Annotated in this window: 10 protein-coding genes; 4 read left to right on the top strand and 6 right to left on the bottom strand. The window is 71.5% G+C overall.

Features of this window, described 5'->3' with window-relative positions; translation table 11 throughout:
* Positions 1–1,168: hypothetical protein (locus ACTOWL_RS31015; RefSeq protein WP_441325151.1), on the bottom strand; the 1,168-nt coding region annotated here is incomplete at its 3' end.
* Between the two features lie 131 nt (positions 1,169–1,299).
* Between ACTOWL_RS31015 and ACTOWL_RS31010 the strand changes: the two genes are divergently transcribed.
* Genes ACTOWL_RS31010 through ACTOWL_RS31000 form a run of 3 tightly spaced genes read left to right on the top strand, consistent with a single transcriptional unit; the run spans position 1,300 to position 6,493 of the window.
* Positions 1,300–2,139: a hypothetical protein gene (locus ACTOWL_RS31010; RefSeq protein WP_441325150.1), complete on the top strand. Its 840-nt coding sequence runs from the start codon at positions 1,300–1,302 to the stop codon at positions 2,137–2,139.
* Positions 2,140–2,180: 41 nt separating this feature from the next.
* Positions 2,181–3,941 (top strand): calcium-binding protein, encoded by a 1,761-nt coding sequence (locus ACTOWL_RS31005; protein ID WP_441325149.1) that lies wholly within the window; start codon positions 2,181–2,183, stop codon positions 3,939–3,941.
* A gap of 35 nt (positions 3,942–3,976) precedes the next feature.
* Positions 3,977–6,493: a beta strand repeat-containing protein gene (locus ACTOWL_RS31000; protein ID WP_441325148.1), complete on the top strand. Its 2,517-nt coding sequence runs from the start codon at positions 3,977–3,979 to the stop codon at positions 6,491–6,493.
* Positions 6,494–6,499: 6 nt separating this feature from the next.
* On the opposite strand, the gene glgB is transcribed toward ACTOWL_RS31000, so the two are convergent.
* The 5 genes from glgB to ACTOWL_RS30975 all read right to left on the bottom strand — a co-directional run bounded on the left by glgB (position 6,500) and on the right by ACTOWL_RS30975 (position 17,566).
* Positions 6,500–8,695: a 1,4-alpha-glucan branching protein GlgB gene (glgB, locus tag ACTOWL_RS30995; RefSeq protein WP_441325147.1), complete on the bottom strand. Its 2,196-nt coding sequence runs from the start codon at positions 8,693–8,695 to the stop codon at positions 6,500–6,502.
* On the bottom strand, positions 8,688–11,978 hold the full coding sequence (gene treS, locus ACTOWL_RS30990; protein ID WP_441325146.1) for a maltose alpha-D-glucosyltransferase: 3,291 nt from the start codon (positions 11,976–11,978) through the stop codon (positions 8,688–8,690). The genes glgB and treS overlap by 8 nt, the downstream gene beginning before the upstream one ends.
* A 1-nt stretch (position 11,979) precedes the next feature.
* Entirely contained in the window at positions 11,980–15,180 is a 3,201-nt protein-coding gene (locus ACTOWL_RS30985) for a maltotransferase domain-containing protein (RefSeq protein ID WP_441325145.1), read from the bottom strand.
* A gap of 172 nt (positions 15,181–15,352) precedes the next feature.
* Positions 15,353–16,558 carry a (R)-mandelonitrile lyase gene (locus ACTOWL_RS30980; RefSeq protein WP_441325144.1) on the bottom strand — a complete coding sequence of 402 codons (1,206 nt, stop codon included), beginning with the start codon at positions 16,556–16,558 and terminating at the stop codon, positions 15,353–15,355.
* Between the two features lie 114 nt (positions 16,559–16,672).
* Entirely contained in the window at positions 16,673–17,566 is an 894-nt protein-coding gene (locus ACTOWL_RS30975; protein WP_441325143.1) for a LysR family transcriptional regulator, read from the bottom strand.
* Positions 17,567–17,686: 120 nt separating this feature from the next.
* Here ACTOWL_RS30975 and ACTOWL_RS30970 point away from each other — a divergent pair, with 120 nt between their 5' ends.
* Positions 17,687–18,427 (top strand): SDR family oxidoreductase, encoded by a 741-nt coding sequence (locus ACTOWL_RS30970; RefSeq protein WP_441325142.1) that lies wholly within the window; start codon positions 17,687–17,689, stop codon positions 18,425–18,427.
* Position 18,428 lies beyond the last annotated feature (1 nt).

Raw genomic sequence — 18,428 nt, 5'->3', positions numbered from 1 at the left:
GGGCCACGATCTCGGCCGGGAACAGCTCGATCGCGTCGCGCAACTCGCGATTCCGCCCGGCCAAAGACATCACCGCCGCCTGGTCCAGCACCAGCTCCAGCGCCTCGTCCCCGGCCCCTGCTGCCAGCAGCAGCCGTGCGGCCGGCAGCACCTCGCTGCGCCGGCCGAGCAGCCGGGCCGCCCCCATCCGGGCCTGGTTCAGCGCCGGCGTCGGCAGTTCCGCTCCGGCCGCCTGCTCCAGCGCCACCTGCAAGGCGTCCTGCTTGCGGAAGGCCCCGTCCGGCAGGCGCGACACCAGCCTGCCGGCGCCGGCCAGGCGGTCCAGCAGCGCCGGCGCCTCGGCCCCGCCCAGCTCGGCCCATTCGGCGGCGCCGCCCTCCTGCAGGAACGCCGTGGCCAGCAGCACGCGTCGGTCCGCCGCGTCATTCCCCCCAGCCATGCCGGCCTGCAGCAGGGCGGGCGACAGCGCCGCCAGGACGCCGGGCAGCCAGCCGCCGGCCCGGCGCAGGCCAGCCAGGAACAGCTCCTGCGTCAGGTCGCGGCCGCCCGGCAGGTCGCGCGCGAAATCCGGGTGTTCGTCGGCGGTGACGCGCAGGTCCATGATCGGCGCCGGCGCGGCGACCGGGTCGGGCGGGTCGAGCCGCGACAGGCACAGGATCCGGTCAGCCGGCGGCAGCGCCGCGGCCAGGACCGGCAGCAGGGCGATCGTCACCGCCTCGGGCGGGACATGGTGGACATCGTCGAAGACGATCAGCCGAGGGCCGGCCGGCCGGGCGGGCGGGGCTGCGTCGAGCCAGCGCCGTACCGCCCCGGCGATCGCGGCGAAGGCCTGCGGCGTCGGCTCCGGCGGGATGTCGGCGCCGAAGCCGTGCGCCAGGCCCAGGAAGCCGCCGAGCGTGGCGAAGACGCGCAGCGGGTCGGCGTCGGTCTCCTCGACCGCGTACCACAGCACCGCGGCGCCGTCGGCCTGGCGCCAGCGCGTCTCGGCCCAGGCGGCGGCCAGCGCGGTCTTGCCGGCGCCGGGCGGGGCCGTGACCCACAGCAGGGTCTGCGGCGGCGCCCGGTCCAGCAGATCGAACAGGCGGCGGCGCAGGACCAGCCCCGCGGCCGGCGGCGTGTCGGACGCGTCTAGGTCTCCGGTGTCGTCCTGCCGACCCAATGCCCGCATCCCCGGCCCTCCCGCAACAGCGGGCCGCCCGGCTGTCCGGGCGGCGGCGGATGATGGGAAAATTTTAGCAAACCGGCAATCGGTGATGCATCCGTCACGGAATCGCGGGGGCGCCGCCGTATCGTTCGGCCATGGACGACATCCATGCCAGCCTCGATTACGGCTACGATCCGGACTCGGTCGAGGCGTGCCCGATCGTGATCCCGGCGGTGCCGGAGCGGCTGCCGGTGCGGGCCGCGGTCGACCCGGCCTGGCTGCCGCCGGTCGGCACCCAGACGACGCCGAGCAGCGTCGCCTGGACGGTGATCTACGGCCTGGCCACGCACAAGGCGGCCCGCGTCGCCCGCCGCGCGCCGACCGAGCCGGCGCTGCAGGCCAGCCCGCACTACCCCTACATCAAGATCCTGGAGCAGACCGGCGGCCGGCCCGGCCTCTGCCGCGGCGGGCTGATCTCCTGGTGCTTCGACTTCCTGCTCGCCAATGACGGCGCACCGACGCTCGAACAGGCGCCGGCGCCGGTGCCGAAGCCCGGCCACAGCCATTGCCAGGCGGCCTGGCGGGCCTATGGCGGCACCCAGCTGGTCTCCGACTACGCCTTCAGCATCGCCGGGGCGGGCCAGATCGGCATCACCGGTGCGGCCGGGCTGGACGCGCTGCGCGCCCTGATCGCCCGCGGCGTGCCGCTGGCCTGCGGCCTCTCGCTCCATGCCGACTTCCCATCCTACGGCTTCGCCGGCCCGGTGCCCTATGTCGGCGCCGGCCGGATCCTGACCCGGGCCGATGGCGGCCGCGCCGGCCATTGCCTGCTGGTCGTCGGCTATGACGACGGCCTGGGCGCCGTACTGCTGCGCAACAGCTTCGGTCCCGGCTGGGGCACCGAATGGGGCGGCAGCGGCGGCCACATGTGGATGGCCTACGACAGCTTTCAGGCCCTGGCCCAGGGCAGCGCCTTCTTCATCGACAAGGGCTGAACGACAGCGCCGCAACACCAAACCCACCAAGGAGTCACGTCATGGCTGGCTACACCTTCACCGTCGACGGCCCGGAGACGGGCACGGTCGGCCAACAAGAGATCGGCACCATCACCAACCTCGCCTTCTTCGACACGGACGACACCGTCACCGGCGGCGTGACTTCGATACTGCTGTTCGACACCATCCCCGGGGATCTGGTGCTCGACCTGGACGACTATGCCGGGATCACCGGATTTGGCTTCGTGCTCGCCACCGCCACTGGGACCGTCGGCCTGACCATCGGCGCGGATTTCTACGACGCGAACCGCGCGCCCACGACAGATGTCTGGCTTGCGGGCCAGTCCACCACGGGCGGCACCGTCGTCCTGGACGCCAGCGGCCTGGATGCCAGCCGGCCGATCCAGCTCATCACGGAGACGACGGGGACGTCCTTGATGATCGGCGGGGCCGGCGACGATATCCTCGGCTTCGGCCTCGGCAACCCCAGTGCCGGGGCGGACACGCTGCGCGGCGGCGCCGGGGCGGACACGCTGAGAGGCGGCGCCGGCATCGACACGGCCAGCTATGCGGGGTCGGCGGCCGGGGTGACGGTCGACCTGTCGCTCGGCACCGCCCTCGGCGGCGACGCCCAGGGCGACACGCTGGCGACGATCGAGAACCTCAGCGGCTCGGCCCTGGCCGACAAGCTCACCGGCGACGCCGGCGCCAATGGGCTCGATGGCGGAGCCGGGGACGATGTCCTGCGCGGCGGGGCCGGGGCGGATGCGCTGGTCGGCGGCGACGGGTCCGACTCCGCCAACTACCGGGGCTCGGGCGCGGCGGTGACGGTCGACCTGCTGGCCCACACCGCCTCGGGCGGCGACGCCCAGGGCGACGTGCTGACCGGGATAGAGAACCTGATCGGGTCGGGCTTCGACGACCGGCTGACCGGCGACGGCAGCCGCAGCATCCTCAGCGGCGGCAACGGCGCCGACACGCTGGCCGGCAATGGTGGCGATGACTCCCTGTCCGGGGAGGCCGGCAATGACAGCCTCGACGGCGGCGACGGCGCCGACCGTCTCATCGGCGGCGCCGGCGTCGACACCATCCGTGGTGGCATCGGCAACGACTCCGTCGACGCCGGCAGCGAGAACGATCAGGTCTTCGGCGAGGCCGGCAACGACAGCCTCGCCGGCGGCACCGGCGACGACCGGCTCGAGGGCGGCGACGGCAATGATGCGCTCGACGGCGGTGCCGGGGCCGACACGCTGGTTGGCGGTGCCGGCATCGACACCATCAGCTACACCGCCTCCGCCGCCGGAATCATCGTCAGCCTCGCCACGGGCACGGCAGAGGGCGACAGCTTCTCCGGCATCGAGCAGGTGATGGGCTCGGGCTTCGCCGACACGCTGACCGGCGACTCCGCCGCCAACACCCTGTGGGGCATGGGTGGCGGGGATGTCCTGACCGGGGGCGGCGGCGGCGACGCGCTGAAGGGCGGCGCCGGGGCGGACCGTTTCGTCTACACTGCGCTGTCCGACAGCGCGGCCTCGGGCCTCGGCAAGGACACGATCCGGGACGTCTCGACCGGTGACAAGATCGACCTGTCGGCGATCGACGCCGACGGCAACTCCACGAACGGCGACACCGCCTTCACCTTCGGCACCGGCGACTACACCCGCAATGCCGGGGAACTGCGGGTGGTGACGGCCGGCGAGATCCAAGTGGTCTATGTCGACGTCAATGGTGACAAGGTCTCCGACTTTGCCATCAACGTCACCTCCGACCACCCCCTCACCGCCGGCGACTTCGTGCTTTAGGGCCGCCGCCGCGCAACAACCCAGGGAGGCACGTCATGGCCAACTACACCTTCTCCGTCGACGGGCCCGAGACCGGCTCGGTCGGCGCCGGCGAATTCGCCATCGTCAACAATCTCGCCTTCTTCGACACCACCGACACGGTGACCGGGGCGGTCGGAGCCATCCTCGGCTTCGGCATCGCCGGCAATCTGGTCCTGGCCCTGACCGGCTATGCCGGGATCACCGGCTTCAACGTCGTCAACGCCCAGGCCACCGGCAGCGTCAACCTGACCATCGGCCAGGATTTCTATGACGCCAACATCACCGGCGCGGTGACCCTCACGGTCCAGGGCACCGCCCAGGGCGGCACCGTGACGCTCAACGCCGGCGGGCTGGGCGCGAGCACCTCGGTGGACCTGATCTCCTTCTCGGTCGCGAACGACGTGCTCACCGGCGGTGCCGGCGGCGACAGCCTCTATGGCGGGGCGGGCGCCGACCAGCTCAACGGTGGCGCCGGCTTCGATCTCGCCCGCTACGACAACGCCTCCGCCGCCGTGGTCGTCAACCTGCAGACCGGCATCAACCAGGGGGATGCCCAGGGCGACGTCTACACCAGCATCGAAGGAGCCACCGGCTCCGCCTTCGCCGACACCCTGACCGGCGACGGCGCGGCGAATTTCCTGCACGGTGGGGCCGGCAACGACGTGTTGGCGGGAGGGGCCGGCGCCGACGCGCTGAACGGCAGTGTCGGCGTCGACACGGCGGATTATTCCGCCTCGTCGGTCGCGGTGAGGGTCGATATGTCGCTCGGCACCAGCCTCGGCGGCGACGCCGAGGGCGACACGCTGACGAGCATCGAAAACCTCACCGGCTCCGCCTTCCGCGACCAACTGACCGGCAACGCCGCGGACAACACCCTCACCGGCGGCGCGGAGAATGACGGCCTGTTCGGGGGTGGCGGCGCCGATCATCTGGTCGGCGGCGACGGCGTTCTCGACGTCGCCTCCTACATCGGCTCCGCGGTCGCGGTGACGGTCGACCTGTCGCTCGGCACCGGCCATGGCGGCGATGCCGAAGGCGACACGCTCTCCGGTATTGAAGGCGTGGACGGCTCCGCTTTCGAAGACACCCTGATCGGCGACGGTGGCGGGAATGTGCTTGCAGGCGAAATGGGTGATGACAGGCTGGTCGGCGGCGCCGGCGACGACACTCTCATCGGCGACAGCGATCTTCTGACAGACACCGGCGATGACGTGCTGGTCGGCGGCGCCGGCGCCGACCGCCTCTACGGCGATTTCCCCGGAGGCTCCGGTGGTGTCGGCGTCGACACGGCGGACTATTCCGCCTCGACCGCGGGGGTCACGGTCGATCTCATCTCCGGCACCGGCCTCGGCGGCGATGCCCAAGGCGACACGCTGTTCTGGATCGACAATCTGGTCGGGTCGGCGCTGGCGGACCGGCTGACCGCCGGGGCCGGGGCGAACGCCCTCACCGGCGGCGCTGGCGACGATGCCCTGCATGGCGGGGCCGGGGCCGATGCCTTGGACGGCGGCACCGGCATCGACCAGGCGGATTACCGCGGCTCCGCCGCGGCTGTGACGGTCGACCTGCTGGCCCACACCGCTTCGGGCGGCGACGCCCAGGGCGATGGGCTGACCGGCATCGAGAACCTGTTCGGGTCCAGCTTCGACGACCATCTGACCGGCGATGGCGGCCGCACCATCCTCGGCGGCGGCAACGGCGCCGACACCCTCGTCGGCAATGGCGGCGACGATTCCCTGTCCGGGGAGGCCGGCAATGACAGCCTCGAAGGCGGCATCGGCAACGACCGGCTCATCGGCGGCGCCGGCGTCGACACCATCCATGGCGGCGTCGGCAACGACTCCGTCGACGGCGGCAGCGAGAACGACCAGGCCTTCGGCGAGGCCGGCAACGACAACCTCGTCGGCGGTGCCGGCAACGACCGGCTCGAGGGCGGCGACGGCAATGATGTGCTCGACGGTGGCACCGGGGCCGACACCCTGGTCGGCGGTGCCGGCATCGACACCATCAGCTACACCGCCTCGGCGACCGGGGTCTCCGTCAGCCTGGCCACCGGTACCGCCGAGGGCGACAGCTTCTCGGGCATCGAGCAGGTGCTGGGCTCGGCCTTCGCCGACACGCTGACCGGCGATGCTCTCGCCAACACGCTGTGGGGCCTGGACGGCAACGACGTGCTTAGGGGTGGCGGCGGGGGCGACGTGCTGAAGGGCGGCGCCGGCAACGACCGCTTCGTCTACGCCGCCGTCTCCGACAGCGCGATCTCCGGCCTCGGCAAAGACACCATCACCGACTTCGCGACCGGCGACCGCATCGACCTGTCGGCGATCGACGCCGACGGCAACCCGGCCAACGGCAACACCGCCTTCAGCTTCGGCACCGGCGCCTTCACCGGCGCGGGCGCAGAGCTGCGGGTGGTGACGTCCGGAGGCACCCAGGTGGTCTATGCCGACGTCAACGGCGACAGGGTGCAGGACTTCGCCGTCAACGTCGTCTCCGACCACCCGCTCGCGGCCGCGGATTTCGTGCTCTGAGAGAGTTCACTCTCCGCGCAGCACGGTGGTGGAGAGCGGCGGCAGGGAGATCACCAGCCGGTCGCGGCCCTCCGCCTCGGGGATCGCCACGGCCGGCCTCTCGGCGGCGATGCCGCCGCCGCCATAGACACGCGCGTCGGTGCTCAGGATCTCCCGCCACTGCCCGGCGTGCGGTACCCGGATGCCGTAGTCCGGCCGCGCCACCGGGGTGAAGTTGCAGACGACCAGGATCGACGGGTCGCCCTCCGCGCCCAGCCGCAGATAGGCGAAGACGCTGGCCTCCGCGTCGTCGGCCACGGTCCAGGCGAAGCCGGCGGGCTCGGCATCGCGCCGGTGCAGCGCCGGCTCGGCCCGGTAGATCCGGTTCAGGTCGCGCACCAGGCGCTGCAGGCCGCGATGCAGCGGGTCGTCGAGCAGGTGCCAGTCCAGCTGGGCGTCATGGTTCCACTCGCGCTCCTGGCCGAACTCCCCGCCCATGAACAGCAGCTTCTTGCCCGGTGAGCTCCACATGAAGCCGAAATACGCACGCAGATTGGCGAAGCGCTGCCAGGTGTCGCCCGGCATGCGGCCCAGCAGCGAGCCTTTGCCGTAGACCACCTCGTCATGCGACAGCGGCAGCATGAAGCGCTCGCTGAAGGCGTAGAGCAGGCCGAAGGTCATCGCGTTGTGGTGGTGTTTGCGGTGGATCGGGTCGCGCGCCATGTAGCCGAGCGTGTCGTGCATCCAGCCCATGTTCCACTTGAACGAGAAGCCGAGGCCGCCCTCCGATTCCGGCGCGGTGACGCCGGGCCAGGCGGTCGATTCCTCGGCGATCACCACGGCGCCGGGATGGCGCTCGGCGACCAGCGTGTTCAGCCGGCGCAGGAAGGCGATCGCCTCCAGATTCTCGCGCCCGCCATGGGCGTTGGGGATCCAGTCGCCCGGGTTGCGGCTGTAGTCCCGGTACAGCAGCGAGGCCACGGCATCCACCCGCAGCCCGTCGATGTGGTAGCGGTCCAGCCATTCCAGCGCGCTGGCCAGCAGGAAGGCGACCACCTCGGTGCGGCCGAGATTGTAGATCCAGGTGTTCCAGTCGCGGTGGAAGCCTTCGCGCTCATCCTCGTGCTCGTAAAGGGCGGTGCCGTCGAAGCGGTGCAGCCCGTGGGCGTCGCCGGGGAAATGCGCCGGCACCCAGTCCAGCAGCACGCCGATCCCCGCCCGATGACAGGCATCGACGAAACGGGCGAAGGCCTCCGGCGGCCCGAAGCGGGCGGTCGGGGCGAACAGGCCGAGCGGCTGGTAGCCCCAGCTGCCGGTGAACGGGTGCTCGGTGATCGGCATCAGCTCGAGATGGGTGAAGCCCATGCCGGCGACATAGGGCACCAGCCGTTCCGCCAGCCCGTCCCAGCCGAGCGGCCGTCCGTCCTCGCCATGCAGCCAGGAGCCGGCATGCAGCTCGTAGATCGAGACCGGGGCCGAGGCGGTCTGCCGCTCCGCCCGGCCCTGCATCCACTCGCCGTCGGTCCAGCGGAAGGGCAGGGGCAGCGGCACCACCGAGGCGGTGCGCGGCGGCGGCTCGGTCTCGCGCGCCAGCGGGTCGGCCCGCTGCGGCAGCGCATGGCCGTTCCGGTCGACGAGCTCGAACTTGTAGAGATCACCGTCGGCGACGCGGGGAATGAACATCTCCCACACCCCGCCGTGATGGCGCAGCCGCATCGGGTGGCGCCGTCCGTCCCAGCTGTTGAACTCGCCGACCACCGAGGCGCGGCTGGCATTCGGCGCCCACACGGCGAAGCGGGTGCCCTCGACCCCGTCGATCGTCACCACCCGGCTGCCCAGGCAGCGCCGCACCGCCTCGGGATCGCCCGCGGCCAGGGCGCGCAGGTCGGTATCCGCCAGCAGCACCCCGAAGCCATAGGGGTCCTCGGTCTCCAGCACCGCGCCGCCCGGCCAGGTGACGCGCAGCAGATAGGGCTCGTCCTCCCGCAGCAAGCCGGCGAACACCCCGGCCGGGTGGATCAACTTCAGTGTCGCCAGGCGGCGCCCGTCCGCCCGTGCCACCGCCTCGACCCCGACGGCGTTCGGCAGGCAGGCGCGGACCGCGGCGGTGCCGTCCCCGGTCGGATGGGGGCCGAGCACCGCGAAGGGATCGCCATGGCGCCCCGCCGCGATCGCGTCCAGGGCGGCGGAATCGAGGCCGGTCGGCAATGCGACATCAGGCATGGGTCAGAACCTTCGCTTCGACGGCGAGCTGGTCGAGAAGGGCGGCCAGGCCGCGGATCGGCAGGCCGATCCAGCCGGGGCGATTGGCCGCCTCGTAGCGGATCTCGTAGGCCGCCTTCTGCAGCGAGAACAGGGCGATCAGCGCCGCCTCCGCCTCCGGCGTCGCCCAGGGATGCGGTGCGGCCCGGGCGACCTCGCGATAGGCGGCGAGGAAGGCCTGCGACGCCTCGGCGCGATACCGCTGCAGCAGGGCGGAGCGCTGTTCCCGCATCGCCTCGGGGATGGAGTCGTGCGTGGCGTCGTCGGCCGTCGCCGCGGCGTAGTCGATCGACCGCAGCAGGCCGGCGACGTCGCGCAGCGGGCTCGATTTGTGCCGGCGCTCGGCGATCGGCCGGGTCGGCTCGCCCTCGAAATCGATCAGATAGGCGTCGCCCTGCGCCACCAGCACCTGGCCGAGATGGAAGTCGCCATGGACCCGGGTCTGCAGCGACCCCCGCCCGGCGGCGGCCAGACGCTCGACCAGCCGGGCCAGCCCGTCCTGGCCGGCCAGCAGCCGCTTCGCCGCCACCTCGGTCGCGGCATCCGGCCAGTCGCGCAGCGCGGCGACCGTGGCGATCGCGCCGTCGATCTCGACCCGCGCCTCCTCGATCCAGCCGCGGACCGCTGCGGCATCCGCCGGCTCGGGCGCAAAGGCCGGATCGTCGGAGGGCTGGGCCAGCACGGTGTGGATCTCGGCGAGCCGCCGGCCGATCGCCGCGGCGAAGCCGGCCTCGTCGGCGAAGCCCTCGCTGTCCGCGCCGCCTTCGGCCAGGGTCATCTCGTCGACCGTCCGGCGCAGGTTGTCCAGGCTCCAGCTCCAGCCGTCGCCCTGGTTGCGGACGAAGCCCTGGACGATCGCCAGGGTCCGCGGCTCGCCGTCGGCACCGATCCGCACCACCTCGCCGAACAGTGGCGCGATGTTGGTGGCGCCATGCTCGGTCAGGTGGCGGCCCATCTCGGCTTCGGGATGGATGCCGGGGCGAATCCGCCGGATCACCTTCAGCACCAGCTTGTCGCCGAGCACCAGCGAGCTGTTCGACTGCTCGGCCGCCAGCCACTGGATCTCGATATCCGGCGGCAGCTCGAACCCCTCCATCCGCGTCGTCGGCCGGAACCGGATCTCACCGTCCTCGGTCGGCAGCGTGCGGCCGGTCCGCAGCCCGTCGATCAGGGCCAGCGGCAGGTCGCGCAGCGAGAAGGCGTCGGTCAGGAAGCCGACGCGGCGGCCGCGCCGGACCCGGGCGACAGCCAGCTGCTGCTGCAGCGCCGGCAGCCCGTTGTCTTCCCAGGCGATGCCGAGCGGCACCTGGTAGCAATCCGTGGTGCCGCCGGCGGTCGCCTCCACCTGGGCCAGCATCAGCTCGGTCCCGGGCAGCGGCGTCGCCTTGGCGATGCGGACCGTGTCGATGCGCCGGTCCTTGGCCGCGAACCAGCGGCGCTTCGGCAGATAGGCCGGCAGGCTCTCGCCCTCCAGGATCTGCCGCGACGCCGGCGACAGCACGTCGGCCAAGCCGTCGCGCAGCACCAGGGTGACGAATTCCGGCATCTGCTCCGGCGGTTCCTGGTGCCAGCGCGGCGCTTCGGCATCGGCGTGCAGATGGAACCAGTAGAAGCCATAGGGCGGCAGGGTCAGCAGATAGGTCAACTGGCCGATCGGCGGGAACACTGTGTCGCCGGTCATCTCGACCGGCGAGCGGCCCTCGAAATCGGCGAGGTTGAGCTCCACCGCCTGCGGCGCGCGCGACAGGTTGGCGACGCACAGGATGGTCTCGTCCTCGAAGCTGCGCAGATAGGCCAGGATCTTGCGGTTGCCGGGATAAAGGAAGCGCAGCGTGCCGCGGCCGAAGGCGCGGTGCCGGCGGCGCAGCGCCAGCATTCGGCGGGTCCAGTTCAAGAGCGAATGCGGGTCGCGGGACTGGGATTCGACGTTCACGGCTGGAAAGCCGTAGAGGGCATCCATGATCGCCGGCAGCACCAGCTTCTCCGGATCGGCGCGGGAGAAGCCGCCGTTGCGGTCGGGCGACCATTGCATCGGCGTGCGCACGCCGTCGCGGTCGCCGAGATGGATGTTGTCGCCCATGCCGATCTCGTCGCCGTAGTACAGCACCGGCGTCCCCGGCATCGACAGCAGCAGGCTGTTCATCAGCTCCATGCGCCGGCGGTCGCGCTCAAGCAGCGGCGCCAGCCGGCGGCGGATGCCGAGATTGATCCGGGCGCGCCGGTCGGCGGCGTAGGTTTCCCACAGATAGTCGCGCTCGCTGTCGGTCACCATCTCGAGCGTCAGCTCGTCATGGTTGCGCAGGAAGATCGCCCATTGGCACGTCTCCGGGATTTCCGGCGTCTGGCGCAGGATGTCGGTGATCGGGAACCGGTCCTCGCGCGCGATCGCCATGTACATCCGCGGCATCAGCGGGAAGTGGAACGCCATGTGGCATTCGTCGCCGCGGCCGAAATACTCCTGCGTGTCCTCCGGCCACTGGTTGGCCTCGGCCAGCAGCATGCGGCCGGGGTAATGCGCGTCGAGATAGGCCCGGATCTGCTTCAGCACCGCGTGAGTCTCGGGCAGGTTCTCGTTCGAGGTGCCCTCGCGCTCGATCAGGTAGGGGATGGCGTCGAGGCGCAGCCCGTCGACGCCGAGGTCGAGCCAGAACCGCATCACCCGCAGCACCGACGCCAGCACCCGCGGGTTGTCGAAGTTCAGATCCGGCTGGTGCGAATAGAAACGGTGCCAGAAATAGGCGCCGGCCACGGGATCCCAAGTCCAGTTCGACATCTCGGTGTCGCAGAAGATCACCCGGGTGCCGGCATAGGCCTGGTCGGTGTCGGACCAGACGTAGAAGTTCCGCGCCGCCGAGCCGGGCTTGGCCCGCCGCGCCCGCTGGAACCAGGGGTGCTGGTCCGAGGTGTGGTTGATCACCACCTCGGTGATCACGCGCAGGCCGCGGCGGTGCGCCTCGGCGATGAAGCGCCGCGCATCGGCCATGGTGCCGTAATCCGGATGCACCTCGGTGTAGGCGGCGATGTCGTAGCCGTCGTCGCGCCGGGGCGAGGGGTAGAAGGGCAGCAGCCACAGCGTGTCGACGCCCAGGCTGGCGATGTAGTCGAGCTTCGAGACCAGCCCCTTGAAGTCGCCGATCCCGTCGTCGTTGGCATCGAAGAACGACTTCACATGCAGCTGGTAGATGACCGCGTCCTTGTACCAGGTCGGGTCCTCGAAGCCGGGGGCGGGGGAGCGCTTGAGCATGTCATACCTCCTGCGCCGGTCGGACGCGCCAGATCGCGAAGGGAAGGGCAGGGTCGAGGCGGATGTGCTGGATCTTGCCGTGCCAGGTGAACTCGCGGCCGGTCATCAGGTCCTCGGCCGCCAGGGCGCCGTCGTCCGGCAGGCCCCATTCCCACAGGGGGATCTCGATATCGGCCTCCTGCGGCCGGTGCGGGTCGAGATTGACCGCGATCAGCAGGACGTTGCCGCGGTCCGGCGTCGCCTTGCCGTAGTAGAGGATGCTGTCGTTGAAGGCGTTGTAGAAGGTCAGGCCCAGATGGGTCTGCAGCGCCGGGTTGGCGTGGCGGATCCGGTTCAGCCGGGTGATCTCGGCGATGATGTTGCCGGGCCGGTCCAGGTCCCAGGCGCGCAGCTGGTACTTCTCGCTGTCGAGATACTCCTCCTTGCCCGGGACGGCCTGCGCCTCGCACAGCTCGAAGCCGTTATACATGCCCCACAGGCCGGACAGCGTGGTCGCCAGCGCGGCGCGAATGAGGAAGCCCGGGCGGCCGCTGGTCTGCAGGAACTGGGGGTTGATGTCCGGCGTGTTGACGAAGAAGTGCGGCCGGAAGAAGTCTTTCGGCGCGGTGGTGGTCAGCTCGGTCAGGTAGCTGGTCAGATCCGCCTTGCTGTTGCGCCAGGTGAAGTAGGTGTAGGACTGCGAGAAGCCGATCTTGGCCAGCCGGTACATCACCTTCGGCCGGGTGAACGCCTCGGCCAGGAAGACCACGCCCGGGTCGCGGCTGCGGATGTCGGCGATCAGCCACTCCCAGAACGGGAAGGGCTTGGTGTGCGGGTTGTCGACCCGGAACAGCCGCACGCCCTCGCCGACCCAGAAGGCGACGATGTCGCGCAGAGTCCGCCACAGCTCCGGCAGCGCCGCCTCGGCATAGAACTCGACATTGACGATGTCCTCGTACTTCTTCGGCGGGTTCTCGGCGTAGCGGATGGTCCCGTCCGGCCGCCAGCCGAACCAGCCGGGATGGTCGCGCAGCCAGGGGTGGTCGGGGGCGCATTGGATGGCGAAGTCCAGCGCCAGCTCCAGCCCGTGCTCCGCCGCCGCGTCGCGCAGCCGGTGGAAATCCTCGATGGTGCCGAGCTCGGGGTGGATCGCGTCATGGCCGCCCTCGTCGGAGCCGATGGCGTAGGGGCTGCCGGGGTCGTCCGGTCCGGGGGTCAGGCTGTTGTTGCGGCCCTTGCGGTTCTTCCGGCCGATCGGGTGGATCGGCAGCAGGTACAGCACGTCGAAGCCCATGGCGCGGATCGCCGGCAGCCGCGGGATCACGTCGTCGAAGGTGCCGTGCCGGCTGGGGTCGCCGCTCTGCGACCGCGGGAACAGCTCGTACCAGCTGGCGAAGCCGGCGGCGCGACGCTCGGCATCCACCGCCTGCGGCGGATCCTGGCGGATCGCGAAGGGCCGCCGGTCGGCCTTGGCCATCAGCGCCGCCGTCTCCGGCGCCTGCAGCTGCGCCAGCCGCTCCGCCGGCGCGGCCTCGGCGAAGCCGAGCGCCTCCAGCTCGGCCCGGATCTTGCCGCGGGCGGCGTCGCGCGCCCGCTCGACCAGCAGCCGGCCTTCCTCGATCTCGACGGTCAGGTCCAGCCCGGCCAGCTGCTTCTTGCGCAAATCTGACAGGAAGGTGCCGAACACATCGCGCCAGGCCTCGACGGCGAACAGGTAGCGCCCGATCCGCTCCAGCGGGAACTCGCCCGCCCAGCGGTCGTTGCCGGCCGGCGCCATGCGCTGCTCGCGCCAACTGGGCTCGTCCTCCGGCCGCCACAGCAGGGCGACGGCGGTGATCTCGTGGCCGTCGGTGATCACATCGGCCTCGACCCGGACGCTTTCACCGGCAGTGCGCCTGACCGGGAAGCGGGGCTGGCCGGGGGAGGGGGAGACCGCCTCGATCGCCACCCGCGGCGCACGCACCGCGCGACCCAGGTCCAGCTCGGCGACGCGCGACGGGGCGGCGGCGACCGGCGCCGCGCGCGGCGCCTCCAGCACCCGGGTCTCGCCGGCGTCGAGGGTGACCGGGCCGTCCAGCCCGGCCGGCGCCCCACCCAGCTTGTCCGGGCCCAGCTTGTCGGTGAATGGACCGAACTCGCCGCCGACGCCACGCAGCACCGGCGCCGGCTGCAGCGTGGCGGGGCGGTGCAGGTCGGTGTTGGCCAGGATCAGCTCGGCCCGGTCCGGCGCCGCGCCGGCCGCGGTGCGCAGCAAAGCGACCACCGTGGCCTCCGGGCCGGTCAGGCGGCGCAGCGCGGCAGCCTTGCCGTCCGGCCGGCCCAGCGCCGCGATCGTGACCGCGATCTCCTCGCTGAGGTCGAAGGGCGCCGTCTCGCGGGCCCAGCGCAGCTCCGCTTCGGCCGTGCCGATCGGGGTCTCGCGGGCGGCGAGCTCGAAGCCCATCGGCAGCAGCAGCCCGTCGCCCGCGGCGGCGGCCAGCCGCAGCGACCGCCGATAGGCGCGGCGCAGCAGCGCCGGGTGCCGGACGACGGCCGCCAGGCGCGGCCCCGCGGCCGGCTCGGGGGTGGTGATGGCCGGCAAGACCGGCGCCGCCAGATCGGGCGGCGACCGCCTCCAGCTGTCGAGCAGCCCGGCGGCGGAGAGAGTGGCATCGAAGCCGCTGTCCCGCAGCAGGATCTGGTCCGCCGCCGGGTCGCCCCAGGCGCCGAACCAGATGTCGGCGGTCTCCTGGCGGGTGCGGGTGATGACGCCCGCCCATTGCCGCGCCTCGGCCGCATCGGAAACGCCGCAGACGAAGCCGCCGATGCCGGCCTTCACCAGGGCCGCCAGCGCGCGCGCCAGCCCGGCATCCTTGCGCAGCACCACGTCCCCGCGGTCCGGCGCCCGACGCGGGTCCGGCGGCTCATCGTCCGGCGGGGCCTGCCGGCCTCCCGCGCCCGCAGGCACGATCCGGCCCGCCAGGTCGAGGACGACGCCGAGCCCATGGCCGCGGCAGGCCGCGACGACGGCATCCAGCCCGGACGACCCCCAGGACTCCGGTGACGCCGCGATCATGACGTGGCCGAACCCCATCCGCGCGACATGCGGAAGAATGGCGCTCAGGAAGGCGGGCGGGATCGCCTCGGGCCCGGCCGGAATGGCGTAGAGGTGGCGCGGCTGGCGTCGCGGTCCGGGCGGGTTGTCGTGGATTTGCCGACGCGACCGAAGTGCCTGTGCGGGCATTGCCCACCCTCCCGACAGTGGCTTCTGTCGTGGTGAACGGGAGTCGCGTCGTGGCAGTTCCTGGTGCTCCGGAACGGCAAAGGGAGCGGGACGCGACGAGGCGTCCGCTCCCCAAGCTGTCTATAACCGATGTTCCTTCTGGATCAGTGCGGCCGGCCCGCCGTTGCGGCGATCACCGGGCCCCGTACTGCGCGTCGGTCACGTGCTCCAGCCAGTCGACGCTCTTGCCGTTCAACGACTCCGAGACGGCGACATGGGTCATGGCCGTGGTCGCGGTGGCGCCGTGCCAGTGCTTCTCGCCCGGCGGGATCCAGACCACGTCGCCGGGGCGGATCTCCTCGACCGGCCCGCCCTCGCGCTGGATCCAGCCCTGGCCGGCGGTGACGATCAGCGTCTGGCCCAGCGGATGGGTGTGCCAGGCGGTGCGGGCGCCGGGCTCGAAGCTGACGATGGCGCCGCCGACCCGCGCCGGATCGGTGCGCTGGAAGCGGGAGGCGATCCGGACCGTGCCGGTGAAATACTCCGCCGGGCCGGGCTGGGCGGGGGTCGAATCGTGGCGAACGATGTCCAATGTCGTGCTCCCTTGCGTCTCGGGACCCTCGCCCGGCGGCAGCCCGCGCGCCTCGAACACCGATTTGGCGACCGGGATCGCGGACATCGCCCTGGGCCAGCCGGCATAGAAGGCGAGATGGGTGATGACCTCAGACAACTGCGCCCGGGTCAAGCCGTTGTCCATCCCCCGGTTCAGGTGGAAGGTCAGCTGCTCGGCCTGGCCGGCCGCGATCAGGGCGGCGATCGTCGCCAGGCTGCGGTCCCGCGGCGTCAGGTCGTCGCGCCGCCACAGGTCGCCGAACAGGACGCCGTTGGTGTATCCGGCGAGGGCCGGGGCGACGGCGCCGGCCATGGCCTCGACGGCGGCGGCGCGCCGCGCTTCCGCGGCCTCGTCGATCGGCAGCGGCTCGTCCGAAGGCGGTGTAAGCTGGTCGGGCCCGATGCCGCGCTTGTCGAACACCTCCTTGGCGACGCCGACCGCCGACATCGCGTTCGGCCAGCCGGAATAGAACGCCAGATGGGTGATGATCCCGGTGATCTCGCGCGGCGTCATCCCGTTGGTCAGCGCCCGGTTGAAATGGCCCGTCATCTGGCGGGTGTGGCCGCCGGCGACCAGCGCCGCGACGGTGACGATGCTGCGGTCGCGGGGGGCGAGATCGGGCCGCGCCCAGAGATCCGCGAACAGGATCTCGTCGGTATAGTCGGCCAGGGCCGGGGCGACGGCCCGGACATCGGCCGGGGCTACGCGGGGGGCCGGTTTCCGCTGCTCCGCCTGGGCCGAGGCGGCCAGGGACAGCATGGCGAGCGTGGCGGCGAACAGCTTCATCGGTCACCCTTCTTCGGACGTTCGGTCGTCCCGGAGATGGGCGGGGCGGCGGCTGGCGATTAGGGGCCGGAAACCGCAAGGAGCTATCGATCGGGCTCATCAATGGGGGCGTGGCTACCCCCGATAGCGCAGCGCGTCGATCAGCAGGGACAGGGCCGGGGAGCATTGCCGGCGGCTCGTATAATACAGGTGATAGCCGGGGAAGGGCGCGCACCACTCCTCCAGCACATGGACCAGCCGCCCCGCCGCGACGTGCTCCCGCACCTGGTCCTCCGGCATATAGGCCAGGCCGAGCCCGTCCAGCACAGCGTTCAGCCGCAGGGCGCCGGTATTGAACACCAGTTGCCCTTCGACCCGCACCTTCAGCTCGCGCCCGTCGCGCTCGAACTCCCAGGCATACAGCCCGCCATAGGTGGGAAGGCGCATATTGATGCAGTTGTGGGCCGTCAGCTCTTGCGGCGTCCGTGGCGGCGGCCGCCGCGCGAAATAGGCCGGCGAACCGACCACCGCCATGCGCATGTCCGGGCCGATGCGCACCGCGATCATATCCTTCGCCACCTGCTCGCCGAGGCGCACGCCGGCGTCGTAGCGCTCCGCGACGATGTCGGTGAGGGTATAGTCGACGATGATCTCGACCCGGATGTCCGGATAGTCCGGCAGCAGCTTCGCCACCGCCGGCCACAGGATCGTGTCGGCCGAATGCTCGCCCGCAGTGATGCGCACGGTGCCGGCCGGCTTGTCGCGCAGCGCGCTCAGCGCCGCCAGCTCGGCCTCGATCTCCTCGAAGCGCGGGCCGATGCTCAGGATCAGGCGCTCGCCCGCCTCGGTCGGGGCGACGCTGCGCGTGGTCCGGGTCAGCAGCCGCAGGCCGAGCCGTTCCTCCAGCCCGCGGATGGTGTGGCTCAGCGCCGACTGCGACACGCCGAGCTGCGCCGCGGCCCGGGTGAAGCTGCGCTCGCGCGCGACCGCCAGGAAGGCGAGGAGGTCATTCAGGTTCTCGCGCGGCATTCATGAGCACCCTTCATAGGTCCATGCCAATTCTACCATCTAATCGCATGCCGCTGCGTTCACCAGATTCCCGATCAGTCGAGAGCGGAGCCCTCGGAGCGGCGCACTGGAGAGACACCGATGACAGAAGGCATCGCAGGCAAGGTGGTCGTCATCACCGGGGCCAGCAGCGGGCTGGGGGAAGCCACGGCCCGCCGCCTTGCCCGTGACGGCGCCAGGCTGGTGCTCGGCGCGCGGCGGCTGGAGCGGCTGCAGGCGCTGGCGGAGGCGCTTGCGCTGGGCGGTGACGCCGCCGTGCAGACCGACGTCACCAAGTTCGAGCAGGTCCAGCATCTCGTGGACCGGGCGGTGCAGCTGCACGGGCGGATCGACGTGATCGTCAACAATGCCGGGCTGATGCCGCACTCGCCGCTCGAACGCGGCAAGGTGCAGGACTGGGAGCGCATGATCGATGTGAACCTCAAGGGGGTGCTCTACGGCATCGCCGCCGCGCTGCCGCACATGAAGGCGCAGCGCAGCGGCCACATCATCAACGTCTCGTCGGTCGCCGGCCACAAGGTGCGCCCCGGCAGCGCCGTGTACGCCGCGACCAAGACGGCGGTGCGGGTGATCTCCGAGGGGCTGCGGCAGGAGGTCAAGCCTTACGACATCCGGACCACCGTGATCTCGCCGGGCGCGGTCGCCTCCGAGCTGGTCGACAGCATCACCGAGCCGGACGTCGCCGAGGGCATTCGCTCGTTCTACGAGAGCGTCGCCATCCCCGCCGACTCCTTCGCCAACATGGTGGCCTTCGCCATGAGCCAGCCGGACGACGTCGACATCAACGAGATCCTGTTCCGGCCGACCCGGCAGGACATCTGAC

This window comes from Inquilinus sp. CA228 (assembly GCF_052078665.1).
Taxonomy (GTDB): domain Bacteria; phylum Pseudomonadota; class Alphaproteobacteria; order DSM-16000; family Inquilinaceae; genus Inquilinus.
The sequence above is the reverse complement of the archived record's forward strand: the minus strand, read 5'-3'. Positions and strand labels throughout refer to the sequence as shown.

What these genes read in the sequence shown, in the direction of transcription:
- ACTOWL_RS31010 (WP_441325150.1), top strand. Translation starts at nt 1,300, where the DNA reads ATGGACGACATCCATGCCAGCCTCGATTACGGCTACGATCCGGACTCG.
- ACTOWL_RS31005 (WP_441325149.1), top strand. Translation starts at nt 2,181, where the DNA reads ATGGCTGGCTACACCTTCACCGTCGACGGCCCGGAGACGGGCACGGTC.
- ACTOWL_RS31000 (WP_441325148.1), top strand. Translation starts at nt 3,977, where the DNA reads ATGGCCAACTACACCTTCTCCGTCGACGGGCCCGAGACCGGCTCGGTC.
- glgB (WP_441325147.1), bottom strand. Translation starts at nt 8,695, where the DNA reads ATGCCTGATGTCGCATTGCCGACCGGCCTCGATTCCGCCGCCCTGGAC.
- treS (WP_441325146.1), bottom strand. Translation starts at nt 11,978, where the DNA reads ATGCTCAAGCGCTCCCCCGCCCCCGGCTTCGAGGACCCGACCTGGTAC.
- ACTOWL_RS30985 (WP_441325145.1), bottom strand. Translation starts at nt 15,180, where the DNA reads ATGCCCGCACAGGCACTTCGGTCGCGTCGGCAAATCCACGACAACCCG.
- ACTOWL_RS30980 (WP_441325144.1), bottom strand. Translation starts at nt 16,558, where the DNA reads ATGAAGCTGTTCGCCGCCACGCTCGCCATGCTGTCCCTGGCCGCCTCG.
- ACTOWL_RS30975 (WP_441325143.1), bottom strand. Translation starts at nt 17,566, where the DNA reads ATGCCGCGCGAGAACCTGAATGACCTCCTCGCCTTCCTGGCGGTCGCG.
- ACTOWL_RS30970 (WP_441325142.1), top strand. Translation starts at nt 17,687, where the DNA reads ATGACAGAAGGCATCGCAGGCAAGGTGGTCGTCATCACCGGGGCCAGC.